This is a genomic window from Candidatus Ponderosibacter sp. Uisw_141_02, from assembly GCF_048087665.1.
Taxonomy (GTDB): Bacteria; Pseudomonadota; Alphaproteobacteria; order Puniceispirillales; family Puniceispirillaceae; genus UBA3439.
This window is the reverse complement of sequence record NZ_CP159807.1, coordinates 973449-993631: the sequence shown is the minus strand read 5'-3', so window position 1 is coordinate 993631 and position 20183 is coordinate 973449. Positions and strand designations below refer to the sequence as shown.

Annotated in this window: 19 protein-coding genes; 7 read left to right on the top strand and 12 right to left on the bottom strand. The window is 51.5% G+C overall.

Annotation, left to right across the window (positions count from 1 at the left end; translation table 11 throughout):
- Positions 1-160: 160 nt before the first annotated feature.
- From ispF to ABXT40_RS05055, 3 genes are read left to right on the top strand one after another with little or no spacing between them, the layout of a single operon-like run.
- Complete coding sequence (gene ispF, locus ABXT40_RS05065; protein WP_443646744.1) at positions 161-1675, top strand: 2-C-methyl-D-erythritol 2,4-cyclodiphosphate synthase; 1515 nt, start codon at positions 161-163, stop codon at positions 1673-1675.
- On the top strand, positions 1675-2148 hold the full coding sequence (locus tag ABXT40_RS05060) for a phosphatidylglycerophosphatase A family protein (protein WP_443646743.1): 474 nt from the start codon (positions 1675-1677) through the stop codon (positions 2146-2148). The genes ispF and ABXT40_RS05060 overlap by 1 nt, the downstream gene beginning before the upstream one ends.
- A 24-nt stretch (positions 2149-2172) precedes the next feature.
- Positions 2173-2673 (top strand): CinA family protein, encoded by a 501-nt coding sequence (locus ABXT40_RS05055; protein WP_443646742.1) that lies wholly within the window; start codon positions 2173-2175, stop codon positions 2671-2673.
- 4 nt (positions 2674-2677) lie between these two features.
- Here the strand turns inward: ABXT40_RS05055 and ABXT40_RS05050 are convergent, their stop codons facing one another.
- From ABXT40_RS05050 to tpiA, 12 genes are all read right to left on the bottom strand, one after another.
- On the bottom strand, positions 2678-3127 hold the full coding sequence (locus ABXT40_RS05050) for a type II toxin-antitoxin system RatA family toxin (RefSeq protein ID WP_443646741.1): 450 nt from the start codon (positions 3125-3127) through the stop codon (positions 2678-2680).
- Between the two features lie 18 nt (positions 3128-3145).
- The gene (gene lipA, locus ABXT40_RS05045; RefSeq protein WP_443646740.1) at positions 3146-4099 is read right to left on the bottom strand and encodes a lipoyl synthase; all 954 of its coding nucleotides are present in this window, start codon (positions 4097-4099) and stop codon (positions 3146-3148) included.
- A gap of 119 nt (positions 4100-4218) precedes the next feature.
- Complete coding sequence (gene lpdA, locus ABXT40_RS05040; RefSeq protein WP_443646739.1) at positions 4219-5613, bottom strand: dihydrolipoyl dehydrogenase; 1395 nt, start codon at positions 5611-5613, stop codon at positions 4219-4221.
- Between the two features lie 92 nt (positions 5614-5705).
- Positions 5706-6971 (bottom strand): pyruvate dehydrogenase complex dihydrolipoamide acetyltransferase, encoded by a 1266-nt coding sequence (locus ABXT40_RS05035; protein WP_443646738.1) that lies wholly within the window; start codon positions 6969-6971, stop codon positions 5706-5708.
- A gap of 5 nt (positions 6972-6976) precedes the next feature.
- Positions 6977-8371 (bottom strand): pyruvate dehydrogenase complex E1 component subunit beta, encoded by a 1395-nt coding sequence (locus ABXT40_RS05030; protein ID WP_443646737.1) that lies wholly within the window; start codon positions 8369-8371, stop codon positions 6977-6979.
- Positions 8372-8373: 2 nt separating this feature from the next.
- Positions 8374-9441: a pyruvate dehydrogenase (acetyl-transferring) E1 component subunit alpha gene (pdhA, locus tag ABXT40_RS05025; protein WP_443646736.1), complete on the bottom strand. Its 1068-nt coding sequence runs from the start codon at positions 9439-9441 to the stop codon at positions 8374-8376.
- Between the two features lie 281 nt (positions 9442-9722).
- Positions 9723-10043, bottom strand: a complete 321-nt coding sequence (locus ABXT40_RS05020; protein ID WP_443646735.1) for an FtsB family cell division protein — start codon at positions 10041-10043, stop codon at positions 9723-9725.
- Between the two features lie 135 nt (positions 10044-10178).
- Entirely contained in the window at positions 10179-11456 is a 1278-nt protein-coding gene (gene eno / locus ABXT40_RS05015) for a phosphopyruvate hydratase (protein WP_443646734.1), read from the bottom strand.
- 97 nt (positions 11457-11553) lie between these two features.
- Positions 11554-12372 (bottom strand): 3-deoxy-8-phosphooctulonate synthase, encoded by an 819-nt coding sequence (gene kdsA / locus ABXT40_RS05010; RefSeq protein ID WP_443646733.1) that lies wholly within the window; start codon positions 12370-12372, stop codon positions 11554-11556.
- A gap of 133 nt (positions 12373-12505) precedes the next feature.
- Positions 12506-14134 carry a CTP synthase gene (locus ABXT40_RS05005; protein ID WP_443646732.1) on the bottom strand — a complete coding sequence of 543 codons (1629 nt, stop codon included), beginning with the start codon at positions 14132-14134 and terminating at the stop codon, positions 12506-12508.
- Between the two features lie 110 nt (positions 14135-14244).
- Positions 14245-14556, bottom strand: a complete 312-nt coding sequence (gene secG / locus ABXT40_RS05000) for a preprotein translocase subunit SecG (protein ID WP_443646731.1) — start codon at positions 14554-14556, stop codon at positions 14245-14247.
- A 135-nt stretch (positions 14557-14691) separates the two neighbouring features.
- Positions 14692-15459, bottom strand: coding sequence for a triose-phosphate isomerase (gene tpiA, locus ABXT40_RS04995; RefSeq protein ID WP_443646730.1), 768 nt, complete (start codon positions 15457-15459; stop codon positions 14692-14694).
- Between the two features lie 72 nt (positions 15460-15531).
- Between tpiA and ABXT40_RS04990 the strand changes: the two genes are divergently transcribed.
- The 4 genes from ABXT40_RS04990 to ABXT40_RS04975 all read left to right on the top strand — a co-directional run bounded on the left by ABXT40_RS04990 (position 15532) and on the right by ABXT40_RS04975 (position 20074).
- Entirely contained in the window at positions 15532-15711 is a 180-nt protein-coding gene (locus ABXT40_RS04990) for a hypothetical protein (protein ID WP_443646729.1), read from the top strand.
- Between the two features lie 19 nt (positions 15712-15730).
- The gene (locus ABXT40_RS04985; protein WP_443646728.1) at positions 15731-17605 is read left to right on the top strand and encodes a peptidyl-prolyl cis-trans isomerase; all 1875 of its coding nucleotides are present in this window, start codon (positions 15731-15733) and stop codon (positions 17603-17605) included.
- Positions 17605-19101 carry an anthranilate synthase component I gene (gene trpE, locus ABXT40_RS04980; RefSeq protein ID WP_443646727.1) on the top strand — a complete coding sequence of 499 codons (1497 nt, stop codon included), beginning with the start codon at positions 17605-17607 and terminating at the stop codon, positions 19099-19101. Before ABXT40_RS04985 ends, trpE begins: the two co-directional genes overlap by 1 nt.
- A gap of 274 nt (positions 19102-19375) precedes the next feature.
- Positions 19376-20074 (top strand): hypothetical protein, encoded by a 699-nt coding sequence (locus tag ABXT40_RS04975; RefSeq protein ID WP_443646726.1) that lies wholly within the window; start codon positions 19376-19378, stop codon positions 20072-20074.
- Positions 20075-20183: the final 109 nt, after the last annotated feature.

The following is a 20183-nucleotide window of genomic DNA, read 5'->3' as shown; positions in this document are numbered from 1 at the left end:
ATAATAGGCAATTAATGCACAAAAATCCATCACTTAACGTCAATTGCCGCCAAAGCACCAACAATATGATCAAATTGGCGAACCGCCCTGATGGTACGCGCTTGCCAAGCTGAATATCCATTGGACAAAGCGCCAGACATTGGGGATAAGAAGGACTGTCATGCACGAAAAAATTATCTCACGCCCAGATCAATCCGGCAGCAATTCATGCGCGGCGATTATTGTCGCCGCCGGATCAGGCGTGCGCGCGGCCAGCACAAGCAAATTCGCCTCGCGCCAAGATAGCCCCTTGGGGCATGATGACTTTGGGCATGATGACTTTGGGCATGATGACTTTGGGCATGATGACTTTGGGCATGATGACTTTGGGCATGATAATTTTGCGATAAATAATTTCGGGAATGACCTGCCAAAGCAATTCTGGCGATTAGGTGACAAACCGGTTATCGCCCATGCGTTTGATTATTTTCATCACCATCGGGCGATTGCTGCCATCATTCTGGTCGTGGCCGAGCCTTTTATCCCCCATATGGCCGATATTTTACCCGAAACGCAGAAACCCGTTCATCTTGTCGCTGGCGGGGCCACGCGCCAGGACTCGGTTCACGCTGGTTTGACTGCCCTTGCTGGCCTAAAAAATTGCCAAAATATCGACTATGTTGCCATTCACGATGCTGCCCGTCCCTTGATACCAGCCGATCTTTTGGGCGGTTTAATCGCCGCAATAGACAATAGCAATGACGGCAAGCAGATAAACGAAATCATTGGCGCGGTTCCGGTTTTGCCGCTTGCCGACAGCATCAAAACCATCGACAAGGACAATAGCCACGACAACCCGACAAGCCGCCGCGGCCTTATTAGTGGTGGCCTTATCACTGGTGGTATTGACCGAAGCCAGCTTGCCGCGGCGCAAACACCGCAATTATTCCGCCGCGATATCATCACCAAGCTGCATGATGATTTTGCCGGCAAAGGCGGCTTTACCGATGATTGCAGCCTTGCCGAAGCAGCCGGTTTCAAAATTACCATGATCGATGGTGCCAAACAGCTTATGAAGCTGACCGATGCTGATGATTTTGCTATGTTATCGCATCTTGTCGCGGCCGACAGCGCGATGCCAAATTACCAGCAGCAAACGGATGATAGCAGCATGACAGAAACACGCTTTGGCACCGGCTTTGATGTTCATAAATTCAGTGATAAAGCTGGCCCCATCTGGCTTGGCGGCATCAAGCTGGATAGCGACCGCCGCATGTTGGCACATTCGGATGGTGATGTTGGATTACACGCCTTGTGTGACGCGATTTTTGGCGCGCTTGCTGATGGCGATATTGGCGCCCATTTCCCGCCATCTGATCCGCAATGGCAAAATGCCGATAGCACGATATTTCTGGATTTTGCCACCAAACGTGTTTTGGCACGCGGCGGCCGGATTATGAATCTTGATCTTACCTTTATTTGCGAGACGCCAAAAATTGGCCCGCATCGCGATGCCATTCGCAGCCGCATTGCCGAAATATGCGGCATTTCAATCGACCGTGTTAGCGTCAAGGCCACAACATCCGAAGGGCTTGGCTTTACCGGTCGGGGCGAAGGGATCGCCGCACAAGCAAGCGCCAGCATCACCTTGCCGGCATCACCTGACCAAAACTTGCCAGATGACACGGCAAAGTGATGGTTATTCGCGGCTCACTTCGATCATCGCTTGCTTATCTTGCCACGCTTGGCCCGATTGGGCATTTACGCCCTGCCCCGGGCACAATCGGATCGGTTGTCGGGGTCGTAAGCGGCTATATGATTGCCGGCTATGGCGCCGGAATATTGGCCGCGGCAACTTTGCTTGTTACGATTATCGGCGTTTTCGCGGCTGATGCTTATGGCCAAACCACCGGCCGCAAGGACGCACCAGAGGTCATCATTGATGAAGTGGCAGGGCAATGGATCGCCCTGATCATTCTGCCGCTTGATCTTTGGTGGTTTGCCGCTGCCTTTGTTTTGTTCCGGTTTTTTGACATTACCAAGATTGGCCCTGTTGGCATGGCCGAGCAGCTTTCGGGCGGTGTTGGCGTTATGGCCGATGATATTGTCGCCGGCCTATTGGCCGCACTTTGCCTGTGGGGCGCAGGACAAATATTTTTCGGCTTTTAGATTTAACTTCGGTGGCGAGGCGCAATGACTGATAACGCAACCATGACAATATCTGAACTGGCCAAGGCCATTATCACGCTTGCCAGTGAAAAAAACGTGATGCTTGTTCTTGCCGAATCCTGCACCGGCGGCATGATTGCCGCTGCATTGACCGATATTGCCGGTTCATCGGCGGTTCTTGATCGTGGCCTTGTGACCTATAGTAATCAGGCAAAACAAGACCTTCTTGGCGTCAGTGACGATATCTTGGCCAGCTATGGCGCGGTTTCGGCCGAGACGGCCATTGCCATGACCACTGGCGCGCTATTGAAAACGCCTGCCGCCCAATTGGCAGCATCGGTTACCGGCATTGCCGGGCCGGGTGGCGGCAGCCAAGATAAACCTGTTGGGCTGGTGCATTTTAGCTGTCAATGGCGCGGCAAACCGGCGGTTCATGATCATCACATCTTTACTGGCGATCGTGATTCAGTTCGCAAGAAATCCCTATATAATTCATTAACAATGATTTATAATGAATTGAAATAATTTATTATTTATTGATCAATCTTTTGCCGTACAGTGAATCGGCGCGGGTCTCAAATGCCCGCACCATGCGCTTAACCGCCTCGGTAAATAGCGTCTCAATGACCGATTGCAACAGCCGCGAATTAAATTCAAAATCGACATAGAAATCAATTTCACAGCCATCAGGGTGATCAAGAAACCGCCAGTGATTGGTCAAATGTTTGAACGGCCCTTCGGCATATTTCACAGTGATTTCCAGCGTTGCAGGATCAAGCTCGACATAGGATGTGAATTTTTCGCGAAACATATTAAAGCCGATGATCAAATCAGCGGTCAAAGCATCGGTTGATTCCTGCCGGATGCGTGACGCCAGACACCATGGCAGAAATTCAGGATATGACCGCACATCGGCAACAAGCGCATAAAGGTCTTGTGGCCGGTGATGGATCACCCGTTTTTCCTTATGGATTGTCATTCTTGCGCGCTCCGATACCTATGCGCCAAGATACACAGCGTTTCGGGCCGCTTGCAATGCGGCAAAATCGGCATCGGCATGATAGCTGGATCGGGTCAAAGGCGTTGACGACATCAGCAAAAACCCTTTGCCAGCGCCTATGTTCGCAAATTGTGCGAAAATAGCAGGCTCGACAAACCGGTCGACAACCGCATGTTTTGGCGTTGGTTGCAGATATTGACCAATCGTCATGAAATCAACATCGGCGCTTCGCAGGTCATCCATCAATTGCCCAACCTCGCCATCGGTTTCACCAAGGCCAACCATAATGCCCGATTTGGTAAAGATGGTTGGATCAAGTTCTTTGACTTTTTGCAAGATGGATAGCGAGTGGAAATAGCGCGCACCGGGCCTAATTGTCGGATAGAGGCGCGGTACGGTTTCCATATTATGGTTAAAAACATCAGGCCGCGCCGCGACAACAATTTCAACAGCGCCTTCTTTACGCAGGAAATCTGGCGTCAAAACCTCAATTGTGGTGCCAGGTGACAATTGGCGGATGGCCAGAATTGTATCGGCAAAATGCTGTGCGCCGCCATCATCCAGATCATCACGGTCAACCGAGGTTATCACCACATGACGAAGCCCAAGCTTTGCCACTGCTTTGCCAACATTTTCCGGCTCATGCGGATCCAAAAGATCAGGTCTCCCCGTGGCAACATTGCAAAAGGCGCAAGCCCGCGTGCAAACCGATCCCAAAATCATCATGGTGGCGTGTTTTTGTGCCCAGCATTCACCAATATTCGGGCAAGCCGCCTCTTCACATACGGTCACAAGATTCAGATCACGCATCAATGATCTTGTTTCAGCATAGGCAGCGGAAACCGGCGCTTTTACGCGCAACCATTCAGGACGGCGCGGCTGCGGCCGATCCGGATTTTTGCGTTTTTCGGGGTGGCGTTCCGCCCCTTTGCTTGTGTTCATCTGTGGCATGGTTTTTTCTTAGCAGACTAACCAGATAAAGAACAACCGATTAACGGCTGGCAAAAAGGCTTTTGCCAAAAAACAGATAATGCAAAGACAAGACAGCCAGCATCATCAGCCTTACAATTTTAGAAATGAATGGCGCGATCATAGGCATCAAGAACCGATTCATGCATTGCCTCAGACAGGGTTGGATGCGGGAAAATCGTTGCCATTAATTCGGCTTCGGTTGCTTCTAATGTCCGCGCAATTGCATAGCCTTGAATCAATTCGGTGACTTCAGGCCCAACCATATGCGCCCCCAGCAATTCGCCGGTTTTCGCATCGAAAATCGTTTTGACAAAGCCGCCATCATCGCCAAGGGCAATCGCCTTGCCATTGCCAGCAAAGGGGAACTGGCCAATTTTCAGATCATGGCCAGCCTGTTTTGCCGCCGCTTCGGTCATGCCAACTGATGCGACTTGTGGGCGGCAATAGGTGCATCCGGGCACAGCCCCCGCGCCAATCGCATGAACATCTTTTTGACCGGTGATTTTTTCGACACAGATAATGCCTTCATGGCTGGCTTTATGCGCCAGCCAAGGCGGGCCGGTTACATCGCCAATGGCATAGATGCCAGCCTCGCCGGTCGCCCCCCATTGATCGGTCACGATATGGCCGCGATCGACTTTGATTTTGGTCGCCTCAAGGCCAAGATTTTCGGTGTTGCCGGTAATGCCAACCGCAAGAATCATCCGGCTTGCCTGCAATGGCTTGTCTTGGCCTTCAATGCTGGCCTGAACGCCGTTTGCATCGCTTGTCACCGCCTGCAATTTGACGCCGGTCATAATCTTGATGCCGCGCTTTTCGAATGATTTTTGAACAAAAGCAGACACATCTTCATCTTCAACCGGCAAAATACGGTCAAGCGCCTCGAACAGCGTCACCTTGACACCCATATCATGATAGAATGAGGCAAATTCACTTCCAATCGCCCCGGAACCAACAATGATAAGCGATTCCGGCATGGTTTCGGGAACCATTGCTTCGCGGTAGGTCAGGATGGTTTTGCCATTAGCCTCGATATTGGGCAGAGCGCGGGCGCGGGCACCCGTGGCGATGATCACATGCTTGGCTGATACCATATCCCCATTTGACAGATTGATCTGGCGCAAACCGTCTTTTGCTGCGCCAAGCTTGGCTTCGGCCGCAATCACCGTCACCTTGTTCTTTTTCAGCAGATGCTTAACCCCCATCGACAGGCGGCCGGCAACCTTGCGTGACCGTTTCACCACAGCCGCAAGATCGACTTTCACCTCGCCAACCGTGATGCCGAAATCGGCCATTTCATCAATTGAATGACGTAATTCGGCAGCGCGCAGCAAGGCTTTGGTTGGAATACAGCCCCAATTCAGGCAGATACCGCCAAGATTCTCACGCTCGATCACCACCGGCTTTAGCCCAAGCTGGGCTGCCCGAATGGCCGCAACATAGCCACCAGGCCCGCCACCAATCACGGCAATGTCAAATTGGGTATCGGTCATTCTAGTCTCCTAATCGGCGAACTGGTCGGCTTGCAATTGGTCAATCGCACGGCGCATTACAACAGCATCGTGCCTTACAAAAACATCGCGCCTTACAAAAGCATGGTAACGGGATTTTCAACAAACCCCTTAAAGGCCTGAAGCCATCTAGCACCAACCGCCCCGTCAACAGCGCGATGATCGGCCGAAAGGGTAACGCTCATCACTGTTGCCACGGCAAGATTGCCATCAATGACAATTGGCCGCTGTTCACCGGCACCAACCGCTAGAATACCACCATGCGGCGGGTTAATGACCGCGGCAAATTCACGAACACCAAACATGCCAAGATTGGAAATTGTAAAGCTGCCACCGGTATATTCGTTGGCGGCTAATTTCCCATCACGCGCGCGGGCAGCCAGATCGGTAGTCACCTGCGATAGGGCGGCAAGCCCCTTTTGTTCTGCGGCCCAAACGATTGGCGTGATTAACCCGCCATCAATGGCCACTGCCATCGCAATATCGGCATGGCGGAACAGCCGTGTATTCTCGCCTTCCCATGACGCATTGGCTTCAGGAACAGCAATCAATGCCATCGCCGCGGCGCGGATAATCATGTCATTGACCGAGATTTTGATCCCTTCGGCTGCCTTGGCATTCAATGATTTGCGCGCTTCGAGCAAATTGTCGATTACACAATCAACGGTCAGATAGAAATGTGGCGCTTGCTGCTTTGAGTCCTGAAGCCGGCTAGCAATGGCCTTGCGCATCTGGCTATTGGCAACAAGATAGCTGTCGCCTTGCTGGGTCGCCCCTGCTAATGCTGCGGTTGTCTGCGCGATTGGGGCGGTGGCGGCAGATTCAACATCACGGCGTAAAATCCGGCCATAGGGGCCGCTTCCGGTAATGCCCTCAAGCGCAATATTCCGATCAGCCGCAATCCGGCGCGCCAGCGGGCTGGCAAATATTCGCGGCTTGTCGCTGCTTTTGGTTTTGGGGGCCGGTACTGCTTTTACTGGTGCGGCGGTTACTGGTGCTGGTTCGGCTCGCTCTTTTGCTTCGGCTGCGACTGACGTTACAGGCACTGGCGATGATGGTTCCTGAAGGCCGGCTTTGGCAACATCACTTGCGGTTTCACCATCTTCTGCCAGAACTGCGATCACCGCGCCAACAGCGACGTTTTCGGTACCAGCATCAACGAAAATTTTGGCCATAACGCCATCATCGACCGATTCAACTTCCATTGTTGCCTTATCGGTTTCGATTTCGGCAATCACATCCCCCGAATTGACGCGGTCGCCCTCGCCAACAAGCCATTTTGCCAAGGTTCCGGTTGTCATGGTTGGTGACAAGGCCGGCATTTTAATTTCAATCGCCATCAGCCCTACCCCTTAAACCCATCACAAGTGGTGCGCGCCGCGGCAACAATGTCGTCGATTTGCGGCAATGCCAACGCTTCGAGATTGGCTGCATACGGCATTGGAACATCCTTGCCGGTCACACGCGTAATTGGCGCATCAAGCCAGTCAAAGGCCTGTTCCATAACCTGCATGGCAATCTCAGCGCCAATACCAGCAAACGGAAAGCCCTCTTCACAAGTAACCAGACGCGAGGTCTTTTTGACCGATTCAACAATGGTTGCACTGTCAAGTGGGCGAATTGACCGTAAATCAATGACTTCGGCGCTAATGCCCTGTTCGGCAAGACGGTCAGCCGCCTCAAGTGCGCGGCCAACCATGATCGAAAAGGCAACGATGGTGACATCGCTTCCGCTTCGCAAAATATTGGCCTTGCCAATTGGCACGATCCAATCATCATCATCCGGCACGTCAAAGCTTTGGCCATATAAGACTTCATGCTCAAGGAAAATGACCGGATTTGGGTCACGAATGGCGGCTTTTAACAAGCCCTTGGCATCAGCGGCCGAATAAGGCGCAACAACCTTTAATCCCGGACAATGCGCATACCAGCTGGCAAAACATTGCGAATGCTGCGCTGCCACACGGCTTGCCGCGCCATTTGGCCCCCGAAACACAATCGGACAGCCCATTTGACCACCCGACATATACAGGGTTTTAGCGGCTGAATTGATAATCTGATCGATCGCCTGCATGGCAAAATTGAACGTCATGAACTCGACAATCGGCCGCAATTCGCCAAAGGCCGCGCCAACGCCAAGACCGGCAAAGCCCTGTTCAGTAATTGGCGTATCAATCACCCGTTTTGAGCCAAATTCGTCAAGAAGCCCCTGTGTTACCTTATAGGCACCCTGATATTCGGCAACTTCTTCACCCATGATAAAGACATTTTCATCGCGGCGCATTTCTTCGGCCATCGCATCACGAAGTGACTCGCGAACAGTAAGCGACGTCGAACTGCCTGACCATTCGGTTTCTGCCATCGGGGTTGCCACTGTTTCCGCCATTGGTGCTGTTTCGGCAGACGGGTTCGTATCATCGGCAACAGGCGCTGCCACCGGTTCAGCAGGCGCATCAGGCGCATCAGGCGTTGGTAATTTCATGTCACTGGCGCTTTCGCCATCTTCCAGCAACATGGCAATCACCGCATTCACCTTTACATGCTGGGTTCCGGCAGGCACCAAAATCTGGCCGATTTTACCATCTTCAATGGCTTCGACTTCCATTGTTGCCTTATCGGTTTCGATTTCGGCTATCACATCGCCCGAACGCACGTCATCGCCATCAGCAACAAGCCATTTTGCAAGCGTGCCTTCTTCCATGGTTGGCGACAAAGCCGGCATTTTAATTTCAATGGCCATGATTACACCTTTGCAACAAGTTTGTTGTCGGTCAGCGGCAACAGAATATCGGTAAAAAGCTCAGATGGATCTGGCTCAGGGCTGGTTTGGGCAAATTCGGTTGCTTTGGTCACGGTTGCCTTAACGGCTGAGTCAATTTCCTTTAGCCGCGCATCGTCAACATGCTGGTTTTTCAAAAGATCGCGAATTTGGTCAATTGGATCATGCTGCTTGCGCATGGCATCGACCTCTTCGCGGGTGCGGTATTTTGCCGGATCTGACATTGAATGACCGCGATAGCGATAGGTTTTCATTTCCAGGATATAAGGCCCATTCCCATCACGGCAATGTGCCAAGGCTTCAAGCGCGGCAGTGCGAACCGCCAAAACATCCATGCCATCAACCTGTTTGCCAGGGATACCATAGGCCATGCCGCGATCGGCAAGCGCCCGCCCAGCGGCCGCACGCGTCACTTTGGTTCCCATGCCATATTGGTTATTTTCAATCACAAACACGACTGGAAGACCCCACAATGCCGCCATGTTAAAGCTTTCATAGACCTGGCCTTGATTCACCGCGCCATCACCAAGATAGGTCATGCAGACATTTGGCTCATTCTTATATTTATGGGAAAATGCAAGCCCGACACCGATTGGCACCTGCGCGCCGACAATACCGTGACCGCCAAAGAAATTCTTTTCGCGGCTGAACATATGCATCGAACCGCCCTTGCCGCGCGAATAACCACCTTCGCGGCCCGTCAATTCAGCCATCACACCATCAGCATCCATGCCGCAAGCCAGCATATGGCCATGGTCACGATATGATGTCACAACAGTGTCACCCGGTTTTGAGGCTGACTGAAGCCCAATGACAACGGCTTCTTGCCCGATATAGAGATGACAAAATCCACCAATTTGACCCATGCCATATAGTTGGCCGGCCTTTTCTTCAAACCTGCGGATCAGCAGCATGTCTTTATACATGGCAACCAAATCTTCGGTTGGCGGCATGTCATTCACGCCTGATCCGACTGTCTTTGGCGGCCGTCCCGGGCCACGTTTGCGCTTGGTTTCTGCTTTCGCCGTCATTTGTCTCACCTTTTTGTGACCGCGGCAGACAGCGCTTTATCGCCAGCCCATCCATGGTCTGTTTGAACCGGACATTTTGGTGAAACACAGACAAAGTTGCCAATTCACCAAATCCCCGTCCGATGTGCCAGCCTCCAAAGGCAAAACACCCGCATGACATGATCACAAGACGAGAATTCAGCGAATTTCGTATTTTTGCAACAATTTTATTATTCTGTTTTTATTGAGTTTTTTAAGTATAAACTGAAAATCAGTTAACAGACCATATGCCACTTGTGATATTAAAATTTCAAATCTGACAGATCAATTGAAACAATCACATCATTTGGTGCGTAAAGCCCCAACTCGGCACGCGCCGTTTCGGCAAGAATATCGGCATCAACACCGCCCTTATGCATCAAACCAATCCGGTGAGTCAAAAATGTCTGATGCTTTTCCAGCAAGGCAAGCTGTTCTTCGGCAAGCATGATTTTGCGTTCAAGCTGCGGGCGCGCCAGCATGCCACGCTCACCAGCCACTGTATGAACCCCGAAAAACACGATCATCGTTCCAAGCAGAAAGAAGCTGCCAGCAAACGCCAATGTTTTCCGCATTACAAACATGAACCCGTCCCCGCTAATTTCCTGTCTCGCAATCCTCCTCATGGCTGATCACAACACCACTGAATCAGAGCTGATTCATCTCGTCAAGCAAAAAGCGAATCGCCGTGTTTCCTTATTTTTTTAAGAATTACCAACCTAGCCGCGTAAGATTGAGCGGCCAGCATAAAGACCGGTGCGGTCCAGTTCTTCTTCGATGCGAAGCAGTTGGTTATATTTCGACAACCGATCCGATCTTGATAACGAACCGGTTTTGATCTGGCCGGCATTTGTCGCAACCGCCAGATCAGCAATAAAGCTATCTTCGGTTTCGCCTGAACGGTGCGAAATGATAACTCCAAATCCTGCTTTTTGCGCCATATCAATAGCTTGCATGGTTTCGGTTAGCGTGCCGATCTGGTTCACCTTAATCAAGATAGCATTGCCAGCAGCCTCGGTGATACCACGGCTAAGACGATCGGGGTTGGTCACAAAAAGATCATCGCCAACAATCTGAACATTGCCGCCAATGGCATTGGTCAGGTTTTGAAACCCGCTCCAATCATCTTCATGCAATGGGTCTTCAATCGACACGATCGGATAGCGGCCGGTCAATTCCTGCCACATTGCATTCATTTCATCGCTGCCAAGGATGCGCCCCTCGCCTGCCAGATTATATTGAAAATCAGTGCGAAACTCGCTTGCGGCGGCATCTAATGCAATCATCACATCATCGCCAGGCTTGTAACCGGCAGCCTCAATCGACTTGGTGATATAGCCAAGCGCTTCGTCAGTTGAATTAATGGCTGGCGCAAAGCCGCCCTCATCACCAACCGCGGTTGATAATGACGCATCCGACAACAGCTTTTTCAACGCGTGAAAGATTTCTGCGCCCATGCGCAAGCCGTCGGCAAAATGACTTGCCCCCACAGGCATCACCATGAATTCTTGGACATCCAGCGCATTATCAGCATGCGCGCCGCCATTGATGATATTCATCATTGGCACTGGCAACAGATGCGCATGCACGCCGCCAAGATAGCGCCATAGCGGCATTTCAGCCGAATCCGCCGACGCGCGCGCCACCGCCATCGACACACCCAAAATGGCATTGGCACCAAGCCGCGCCTTGTTTGGCGTGCCATCAAGCTCGATCAAATCCTGATCAAGACCCGCCTGATCAAAAGCATCGGCACCGGTCAGGGCGTCAAAAATTTCAAAATTAACCACATCAACGGCTTTCAACACGCCTTTACCGCCATAACGATCCGCATCGCCATCGCGCATTTCAACCGCCTCATAAGCACCGGTAGACGCGCCTGACGGTACAGCCGCACGGCCAACCGCGCCATCTTCAAGAATAACATCCACTTCGACAGTCGGGTTTCCACGGGAATCAAGAATTTCACGCGCCTGAATATCTACGATCGTTGACATGGGCTTGGCTCTTTTCGGTCTTTAAGGGTTGAGATGAGCGATCAATAGCGAAAATAGCCGATTAGCGCAACTGATCTTGAGGCGCTAGATTGGCTTGCTAGGCGCGGCGCGCCTGATCAATCTGCATCAATTTTGCAAGCACGGATGGCATTTCAGATAATGGCACCATATTTGGCCCGTCAGATGGCGCCTGATCAGGGTTTTCATGTGATTCCATAAACAAACCCTGCACCCCAACAGCAACCGCTGCCCGCGCCAAAACTGGTACAAATTCACGTTGACCACCAGAACTGCCCCCAAGGCCGCCCGGTTGCTGCACCGAATGTGTTGCATCAAAAATCACCGGATGCCCAAAGGCCGCCATTGTTGGCAATGACCGCATATCTGATACCAGCGTATTATAGCCAAATGAAGTGCCGCGCTCGGTCAATAACAGCTTTTGATTGCCAGCATTGGTAACTTTTTCGGCAACATGTTTCATATCCCACGGTGCCAGAAACTGCCCTTTTTTGATATTAATCACGCGTCCAGTTTTTGCCGCTGCAACCAACAAATCGGTTTGCCGGCATAAAAAAGCAGGAATCTGAATGATGTCCAGCACCTCGGCAGCCGCGGCGCATTGCTCGGGAAGATGAACATCGCTTAACACCGGAACACCAATTTGCGCCTTTACCTTGGCCAGTATTTCCAACCCCTCATCCATGCCAACGCCGCGTTCAGCACCAGCCGATGTTCGGTTTGCCTTGTCATATGATGATTTATAGACAAATCCCATTCCGGCATCTGCGGCCATTTTCGCAAGGGATTCAGTACAAGACAGCGCATGATCCAGCCCTTCAATCTGACAGGGGCCAGCGATTAACAGCAATGGCGACTCGCCGCCGCATTGCACATTTCCAATGGTTACAATCTGCACGGCATCATCTCCCCAATCACGTTAAAACCGCTACGGCCAGCCGCACATCACATGAAATGCAAGCCCCATTCAACACCGGCCAAAAACGATAAAGGCCTATTTCGATATCGCGATCATCACGCGGCGGCGCAGATTAAACCAGACGCGATTTTTCCATTGATGCAGCGACAAAACCGGTAAATAGCGGGTGCGGGTCGAATGGTTTTGATTTTAATTCTGGATGGAATTGAACCGCCACAAAAAATGGATGATCAGCCCGCTCGACAATTTCTGGCAAACTGCCATCTGGCGACAGACCAGAAATGACCATGCCAGCCGCCTCAAGCTGGTCACGATAAGCGATATTCACCTCATAACGGTGACGGTGACGCTCAGAAATCACCTGCTCGCCATAAAGACGGCTTGCGGTTGATCCCGGGGTCAGGTGACATTCATACGCACCAAGGCGCATGGTACCGCCAAGATCATCATCGGCACTGCGCTGCAAGGTTTCATTGCCAACGGTCCATTCGGTCATCAAACCAACAAGTGACAATTTCGTATCGCCAAATTCGCTTGATCCAGCATCAGGCATATCAGCCAGATTACGCGCCGTCTCCAAAACCGCCATTTGCATACCAAAGCAAATGCCGAAATAGGGAATATTCTGTTCACGCGCAAACCGGACAGCGCGGATTTTGCCTTCTGATCCACGCTCGCCAAAACCACCTGGTACCAGAATCCCGCCAACATGCTGCAAGCTTTGAATGGCGGCGTCTTCTTGTTCAAACAATTCCGAGTCAATCCAGTCGATATTGACCTTAACCCCATTGGCAATGCCGCCATGAACAAGCGCTTCACCCAATGATTTATAGGAGTCCTGCAAGCTGGTATATTTTCCAACAATGGCGATATTCACCTCGCCCTCAGGATTGGCAACAACATGGCAAATTCGTTTCCAGTGCGACAGATCCGGCGTCGTATCGGCAAGCCCGAAATGGCGAACAACTTCGCTATCCAGCCCTTCATCGTGATAGGCAAGCGGCACTTCATAAATATTGCTAACGTCACGCGCCAACACCACGGCCGATTGCCGGATATTACAGAAAAGGCCGATTTTGGCGCGCTGTTCGGCTGGCAATGGATGTTCGGTACGGCACAACAGAATATCGGGCTGGATGCCAACCGATTGCAGTTCTTTGACCGAATGCTGGGTTGGTTTGGTTTTCAATTCACCCGCAGCGGCGATATAGGGAATCAATGTGACATGCAAATAACAGGTTGATTCGCGGCCAAGCTCATTGCCAATTTGCCGGATGGCCTCAAGAAAGGGTAATGATTCAATATCACCAACCGTTCCACCGATTTCACAAAGGATGAAATCTTCATCATCATGGTTGGATAGAACAAATGCCTTGATCGCATCGGTGACATGCGGAATGACCTGAATGGTGGCGCCAAGATAGTCGCCGCGCCGCTCTTTGGCCAGAACATCTGAATAGATACGTCCGGTCGTCACATTATCGGTGCGTTTGGCATGGACACCGGTAAAACGTTCATAATGACCAAGATCAAGATCGGTCTCCGCCCCGTCATCAGTGACAAACACTTCACCATGCTGTGTTGGCGACATGGTGCCGGGATCGACATTCAAATAGGGATCGAGTTTACGAAGGCGAACCGAGTATCCGCGCGCTTGCAATAATGATGCGAGCGCTGCTGCACCAAGACCTTTACCAAGCGAGGAAACCACGCCACCAGTGATGAAAATATAACGAGGCATGGACAAATTTAATAGCCTATTGCCGCGCACTTGATAAGGCACAAAATGCAACGAAATGCAAAATAGTGAAAATTCTTAGGATTGACAAAGGGCCGCGTTCCGGCCTTGGCCTATTGCCCTGTTGGAACGACCGGCCCAGATGTGTTGGCAGGGGCTTCCTTGATCACATCGTCAACGATCGAGACCGGCTCTTTACCCGCGCCAGCCATGATCGCAAGCGTAACCGTTGTGGTAAAAAAGCCAACAGCCAAGATCGTTGTCAAACGGGTTAACAGATTGGCTGTTCCGCGAGCAGTCATAAAACCGCCACCGCCACCGCCGCCGCCAATGCCAAGACCGCCGCCTTCACTACGTTGCAGCAAAACGGTGATGACCAGCCCAAGGGCGATCAGAATGTGAATGGTCAGAACCAGCGTTTCCATGATCTGTTATTTTCCTGCAAATAAAGTCGTTGCGCCGCTTATATGGTTTTTTGGACTATTTTTCAACCAAAATACCGCACCAAAATGCCGCAAAAGACAGCTTTGACAGCCGATCGGGCGCATTTTTCCGAAAAGTTAGGATTTTGACATTTGTAAAACCGCCAACTCGCAGATCGAATCAAACGCCGTCGCATCAAGGCTGGCCCCACCAACAAGCGCCCCGCCAACATGGTCAATGGCGAAAATTGCCTTTGCATTATCGGCATTCACCGACCCGCCATAAAGAATGGGCAATGGTGCTTTATGGCCGTTCTGGCTTTTTGGCAATTCGCTGGCAATGGCCTGATGCATCGCTGCAATATCGTCAACCGATGCCACTTCGCCAGTGCCAATCGCCCAGACGGGTTCATAGGCAATCATCACCCGGCCATGAAGGCTATCGTCGCCATCTGGCAGATTCGTTGGCAATGACGCATGTAATTGGTCAATCACAATCTGTTCGGCCAGTCCGGCGCGGCGCTCGTCCAAAGTTTCACCAAGACAGATCATCACATCAAGATCATGCGCCAATGCCTGCGCTGCCTTTGCGGCGATCAATGCGCTTGTCTCACCATGATTGGCGCGGCGTTCTGAATGGCCTAAAAGAACCACCGACGCGCCACAATCGCGAAGCATCGCCGCCGACACATCACCTGTATGCGCGCCCGACAAATCTTGATGGCAATCCTGACCACCAAGCCGGACATCACTTCCCCCAAGCCGAACCGAGATTGGCACCAAATAAGGATGCGGTGCGAACAGGATGCGGGTAACAGGTTCAAAGCTGCGCACCGTCAATGCATTCGCCAGCTGGCCAGCCAACGCGAGCGATGGGTTCATTTTCCAATTTCCAGCAATAATCATTGATTAAATCCCGCTATCATTGGCAGATGTTACGTCAAAGCGACCATCGCGGCGCTCTTTGATTGAGTTCAGATGGCACAACATTACCCGCTCGAACGTCATCATGCCAGCCTTCTGATCAACCCCTTTTGGCAATTTGATCAAAAAACCCTGCTTTTTCGCCCAGAAACTCATTATTTTCCGATATTGAAGTTGCCCCACTTGTCGGCAATCTTTATTACCAATATGAAAGATTTTGATCTTCAGGCTTAACCGCCTGACCAACAAAGAAATGGACGACACAAAAATGCTACAGGCAATGCGCAGCGGTGCCAAATCTCCAATCATGAAGTTTTTTCTCCTGTTTTTGGCAGGTGGCTTTGCGTTATGGGGTATTGGTGATGGCACAACCGGCCTCATTGGTGGCAGCGATAAAGCCGTCTCGGCTGGTGAGGAATCCGTGTCACCGCGCGAAGTTGCAATGGAATTTGAGCGCACGCGCCGCAATTATCTGCCAAACAGTAGTGTTGGCGAGGCGCTTCAAGGCGGTTTGTTAAATGACATCATGGGCGCAATGTCGCGCGATGTCTTGTTTCGTGCCGAAAATCGTTCGCTTGGCCTAACCGTTACCCGCGACATGCAGCGCGACGCCATTGTCAATGAAGGCTCGTTCAAGGATGAGCTTGGTAATTTTTCCGAAGGCCGCTTCATGCAGACCCTTGCCAATGCTGGCATGTCTGAAGGTGAATATCTGCAGCGTGTTGATGGCGTATTGATGCGTGATCAGCTTGTTGGCGCTTTGGCATCTGGATCACGCTTTGATGAGGCCAGCGCCCGTATTGTGGCAGCTTACGACCTTGAGCGTCGCCGTGTGCGCCTGACCAGCTTTCCGGTCACGCCCGAAACAATCGAAGCGCCAACCGAAAGCGCACTTGCTGCCTATTTTGCCGAAAATAAATCGGTCTATGACGCGCCCGAGCTGCGCAGTGCAACAATCGCCAGCATTTCGGCTGATTTGATTGCCAGCAGCATCGACATTACTGATGCCGAAATTCAAGCCGCATTTGAAAATCGCATTGACGAGTTCAGCACCCCGGAAACACGCCAGATCCGGCAAATGGTTTTTGACGATAAGGCAACCGCTGACACCGCCCTGTCCCGCCTTACGGCAGGTGAAGAGTTTGCTGCGGTTGCGGCCGATATGCTGAATTGGACCGAAACTGACACTGATCTTGGCACTGTGACAAAATCGGCGCTTGATCCGGCGCTTGCTGATGTTGCGTTTGCAACCGCAGCTGGCACGCCTGCCGGCCCTGTTGAGACTGCCTTTGGCCAGCATATTTTGGTCGTTGACGCAATTACCGAAGGCGGCGCGGCCGAGCTTGATGATGTGAAGGACAAGATTGTCGACGCGCTTCGTGCGGAACAATCAATCGGCATTCTTTATGACAAAGCCAATGAATTTGAGGATGCGCTTGGGTCGGGGGCAACTTTGGCTGAAGCTGCGGCCAAGGTTGGCGGCACGCTTGCCGAAATCAATAATGTCAGCCGTAATGGTCTCGACATTGATGGCAATCCGGTGAATGGCGATGGTGCCGACCTTATTCAGGATAGCGCCGTTCTTGATCTGATTTGGACAAGCGCCGTGAATGAAACAAGCGTTATCCAAGAAGGTGGTGACGATATGTTCTTTGCGGTTCGAGTCAATTCGCAAAGCCCACAAACCGAACGAAGCTTGAATGATGTGAAAAGCCGCGCCATTGCCGATTGGAAATTGGTGCAGGCAATCAAAAAGGCCAAAGCCAGCGCCGAAGCTGCGGCCAAAGCCAATGATGATAATGGAACAATCACCGAGCCTTTCCGCCGCAACGGTCTTGGCCTTGATCATCAGGCTGCGGGTCTGATCGCTAATAAAGCCTTTTCGCAGGCAACTGGTGCAAGCAGCATTGTCGAAACCGGCAGTGAAGCCATCGCTGTCAAAACCATCGAGATTGTCGCGGCGAAAGATGCCGAAATTGACGAAACCAGCAAAATCGTTATCGAAGTGATGAATAATGCCCTGCAAGAAGACATGTTGAATATGGTGTTATTATCCTTGTCGGAAAAACATGACCTGCAGCTGAATGTTGCGCCGGTTCAACAATTGTTGGTTGGAAGCCAGCAATAATGCTTGCAAGCAGTGAAAATTTCGACAGATTTGCGGCGCAATTTCAGGCTGGCAATCGCCAGCTTGTCTCGCGGGTTCTTGTTGCTGATACTCAAACGCCAGTGTCGGCCTACCTAAAGCTGGCTGGTGACAAGCCAAATTGCTTTTTGCTGGAATCGGTCGAAGGCGGCGAAGTTCGCGGCCGTTTTTCGGTGATTGGTCTTGCCCCTGATTTGATCTGGCGTTGCCGTGATGGCCGCGCTGAAATCAACATCACACCAGCCGATGATGCTGGCTTCCAGACGCAATCACTAACGCCGCTTGAATCGCTTCGCGATTTGATGCGTCAATCTGAAATGCCTGATACTGGCGATCTGCCGCCAATGGCTGCCGGATTATTTGGCTATTTCGGTTATGATATGATCCGGTTGATCGAAGACATTCCCAACGCCAATCAAGCGGCGGTTGAGATGGATGATTCATTGCTGTTACGGCCATCGCTCATCGCCATTTTTGACCGGTTAAAAGACAATATCACCTTGGTGACGCAAATTCGCCCGAACGACTGGGACGATGCAAAATCGGCATGGGATGACGCGCAATCACGGCTTGCCGCAGCGATCGAGGATTTGGACCGGCCATTGCCACATACCGAAATGGGCGATGCCAATACCCCGCTTCCCGAGCCTGAAACCAATATGGAAAAATCGACCTTTTTGGAAATGGTCGCCAAAGCCAAGGATTATATCCGTTCGGGCGATGTGTTCCAGATTGTGCTATCCCAACGTTTCAGCATTCCGTTTCACCTTCCCTCGATCAATCTTTACCGGTCATTGCGGCGGTTGAATCCATCGCCCTTTTTGTTTCATTTCAATTTTGGCAAAATGTCGATTGTTGGGTCTAGCCCTGAAATTCTGGTGCGGTTGCGCGGCAAGGATGTCACCATTCGGCCGGTTGCCGGCACCCGAAAACGTGGCGAAACGCCTGATGAAGATGCCGCAAATGCTGCCGATCTGATGGCCGATATCAAAGAACGCGCCGAACATTTGATGCTTCTTGACCTTGGCCGCAATGATGTTGGCCGCGTGTCAAAGCCCGGAACCGTCAGGGTGAAATCAAATTACGATGTCGAATATTACAGCCATGTGATGCATATCGCCTCGCAGGTTGAAGGCGAAATCCGTGATGATCTGGATGCGGTTGATGCGCTCATTGCCGGTTTTCCTGCTGGCACCGTATCTGGCGCCCCGAAAATTCGCGCAATGGAATTAATTGACGCGCTTGAGCCCGACCGCCGGGGTGCCTATTCAGGTGCGATTGGCTATATTTCGGTGGCCGGTGATCTTGATACCTGTATCGCCCTTCGCACGGCTGTGGTGAAGGATCAAACCATGTATGTTCAGGCCGGTGCTGGCATTGTCTATGACAGTGACCCTGATTCCGAATATGAAGAAACCCGCAATAAAGCGCGCGCCTTGATCCGCGCCGCTGGCGAAGCGCTTCGTTTCACCCATTAAGCCCGAAACTAATAAAGCAAATAAGCTTGGCGTGACTTCAATTCTAAACGCCCCCTATACTGCCGACATATTAGATGTTTCTAAACTTATTCTCATCATCAGCCAATTTGCTGAAGGAGGTAGGATGCAATCTCTGTGTCATCGATTTGTGGTTTGTTTTACAATTATAATCTGGTCATTCGGTGTTGCCGCCGCGTAGCATGATGCGCCGCCGCAAAAACATAATATCAAAGCGGCTGAAAATGCGGCAATTTGTGCTGCCTTTGCCAAAATCATGGGAATGCAAACCAGCCTATATCCCAAAGCCGCGAAACGATGGCATGGCCGCCAGCATCATGCCACCAATCAGATGCGCGACATTGCCATCCAAAATGGCCGCCAAGGTATCGATCAACAGAATATCGACTTGATTACCGCCCGTTATGCTAGCTGGATTCTTAGCCGGCTAACCAATGATGACCGCCAGATTAACCCGAACGCTTTTCAAAAAACGGGAAAATTAATTGGCGAGGCGTGCACGAAAATTTTCTATCACGCTGATCTGTCAAGCGTTAAACAGGCCGCGGCAAACCCGAACACCGATAAGGATGCCAGCAATATCCGTCCCAAAACGCCGAGCAATGATCATATGGTCGCGACAATGGCAAGAACATCAATGCCGCCGATAAATCAGCAAATGATCACCCCACGATCCAGCGGGTCCGGATATCATGTCGATCTTGGCACATTTCGCACCCTGTTCGCCGCCAAACGCGCTTCACGACAGTTGCAACATTGGCTCGGCCAGAATGCGATCAATCTATGGCTCTATATCACGCCGGTAACGGTTGATGGGCGTGCGCGCTTGCGGCTGCATAGCGACACGCTGCAGCTTGATGAATCAAAACGGCTTTGCACCATCGCATGGGCGGCACAGCAAGCTTGTGTTCTAACGCCATCTGATCCGCCGCCTCTTATTCCGGCTTGGCATTAGGCGTTACCTGCCCCACGCCTTACCTGCAGCCCCACCTTACCTGCCGCAAGCCCCTCTTTTGCCCACGGATCGCTTGCCAAGCATTCACCGCTTTGCCTAGAGTGATGGT

Bases quoted from the DNA above. Each gene is read 5' to 3' on its own strand.
- ispF (WP_443646744.1), top strand. From the start codon at position 161: ATGCACGAAAAAATTATCTCACGCCCAGATCAATCCGGCAGCAATTCA.
- ABXT40_RS05060 (WP_443646743.1), top strand. From the start codon at position 1,675: ATGGTTATTCGCGGCTCACTTCGATCATCGCTTGCTTATCTTGCCACG.
- ABXT40_RS05055 (WP_443646742.1), top strand. From the start codon at position 2,173: ATGACTGATAACGCAACCATGACAATATCTGAACTGGCCAAGGCCATT.
- ABXT40_RS05050 (WP_443646741.1), bottom strand. From the start codon at position 3,127: ATGACAATCCATAAGGAAAAACGGGTGATCCATCACCGGCCACAAGAC.
- lipA (WP_443646740.1), bottom strand. From the start codon at position 4,099: ATGCCACAGATGAACACAAGCAAAGGGGCGGAACGCCACCCCGAAAAA.
- lpdA (WP_443646739.1), bottom strand. From the start codon at position 5,613: ATGACCGATACCCAATTTGACATTGCCGTGATTGGTGGCGGGCCTGGT.
- ABXT40_RS05035 (WP_443646738.1), bottom strand. From the start codon at position 6,971: ATGGCGATTGAAATTAAAATGCCGGCCTTGTCACCAACCATGACAACC.
- ABXT40_RS05030 (WP_443646737.1), bottom strand. From the start codon at position 8,371: ATGGCCATTGAAATTAAAATGCCGGCTTTGTCGCCAACCATGGAAGAA.
- pdhA (WP_443646736.1), bottom strand. From the start codon at position 9,441: ATGACGGCGAAAGCAGAAACCAAGCGCAAACGTGGCCCGGGACGGCCG.
- ABXT40_RS05020 (WP_443646735.1), bottom strand. From the start codon at position 10,043: ATGTTTGTAATGCGGAAAACATTGGCGTTTGCTGGCAGCTTCTTTCTG.
- eno (WP_443646734.1), bottom strand. From the start codon at position 11,456: ATGTCAACGATCGTAGATATTCAGGCGCGTGAAATTCTTGATTCCCGT.
- ABXT40_RS05005 (WP_443646732.1), bottom strand. From the start codon at position 14,134: ATGCCTCGTTATATTTTCATCACTGGTGGCGTGGTTTCCTCGCTTGGT.
- secG (WP_443646731.1), bottom strand. From the start codon at position 14,556: ATGGAAACGCTGGTTCTGACCATTCACATTCTGATCGCCCTTGGGCTG.
- tpiA (WP_443646730.1), bottom strand. From the start codon at position 15,459: ATGATTATTGCTGGAAATTGGAAAATGAACCCATCGCTCGCGTTGGCT.
- ABXT40_RS04990 (WP_443646729.1), top strand. From the start codon at position 15,532: ATGGCACAACATTACCCGCTCGAACGTCATCATGCCAGCCTTCTGATC.
- ABXT40_RS04985 (WP_443646728.1), top strand. From the start codon at position 15,731: ATGGACGACACAAAAATGCTACAGGCAATGCGCAGCGGTGCCAAATCT.
- trpE (WP_443646727.1), top strand. From the start codon at position 17,605: ATGCTTGCAAGCAGTGAAAATTTCGACAGATTTGCGGCGCAATTTCAG.
- ABXT40_RS04975 (WP_443646726.1), top strand. From the start codon at position 19,376: ATGGGAATGCAAACCAGCCTATATCCCAAAGCCGCGAAACGATGGCAT.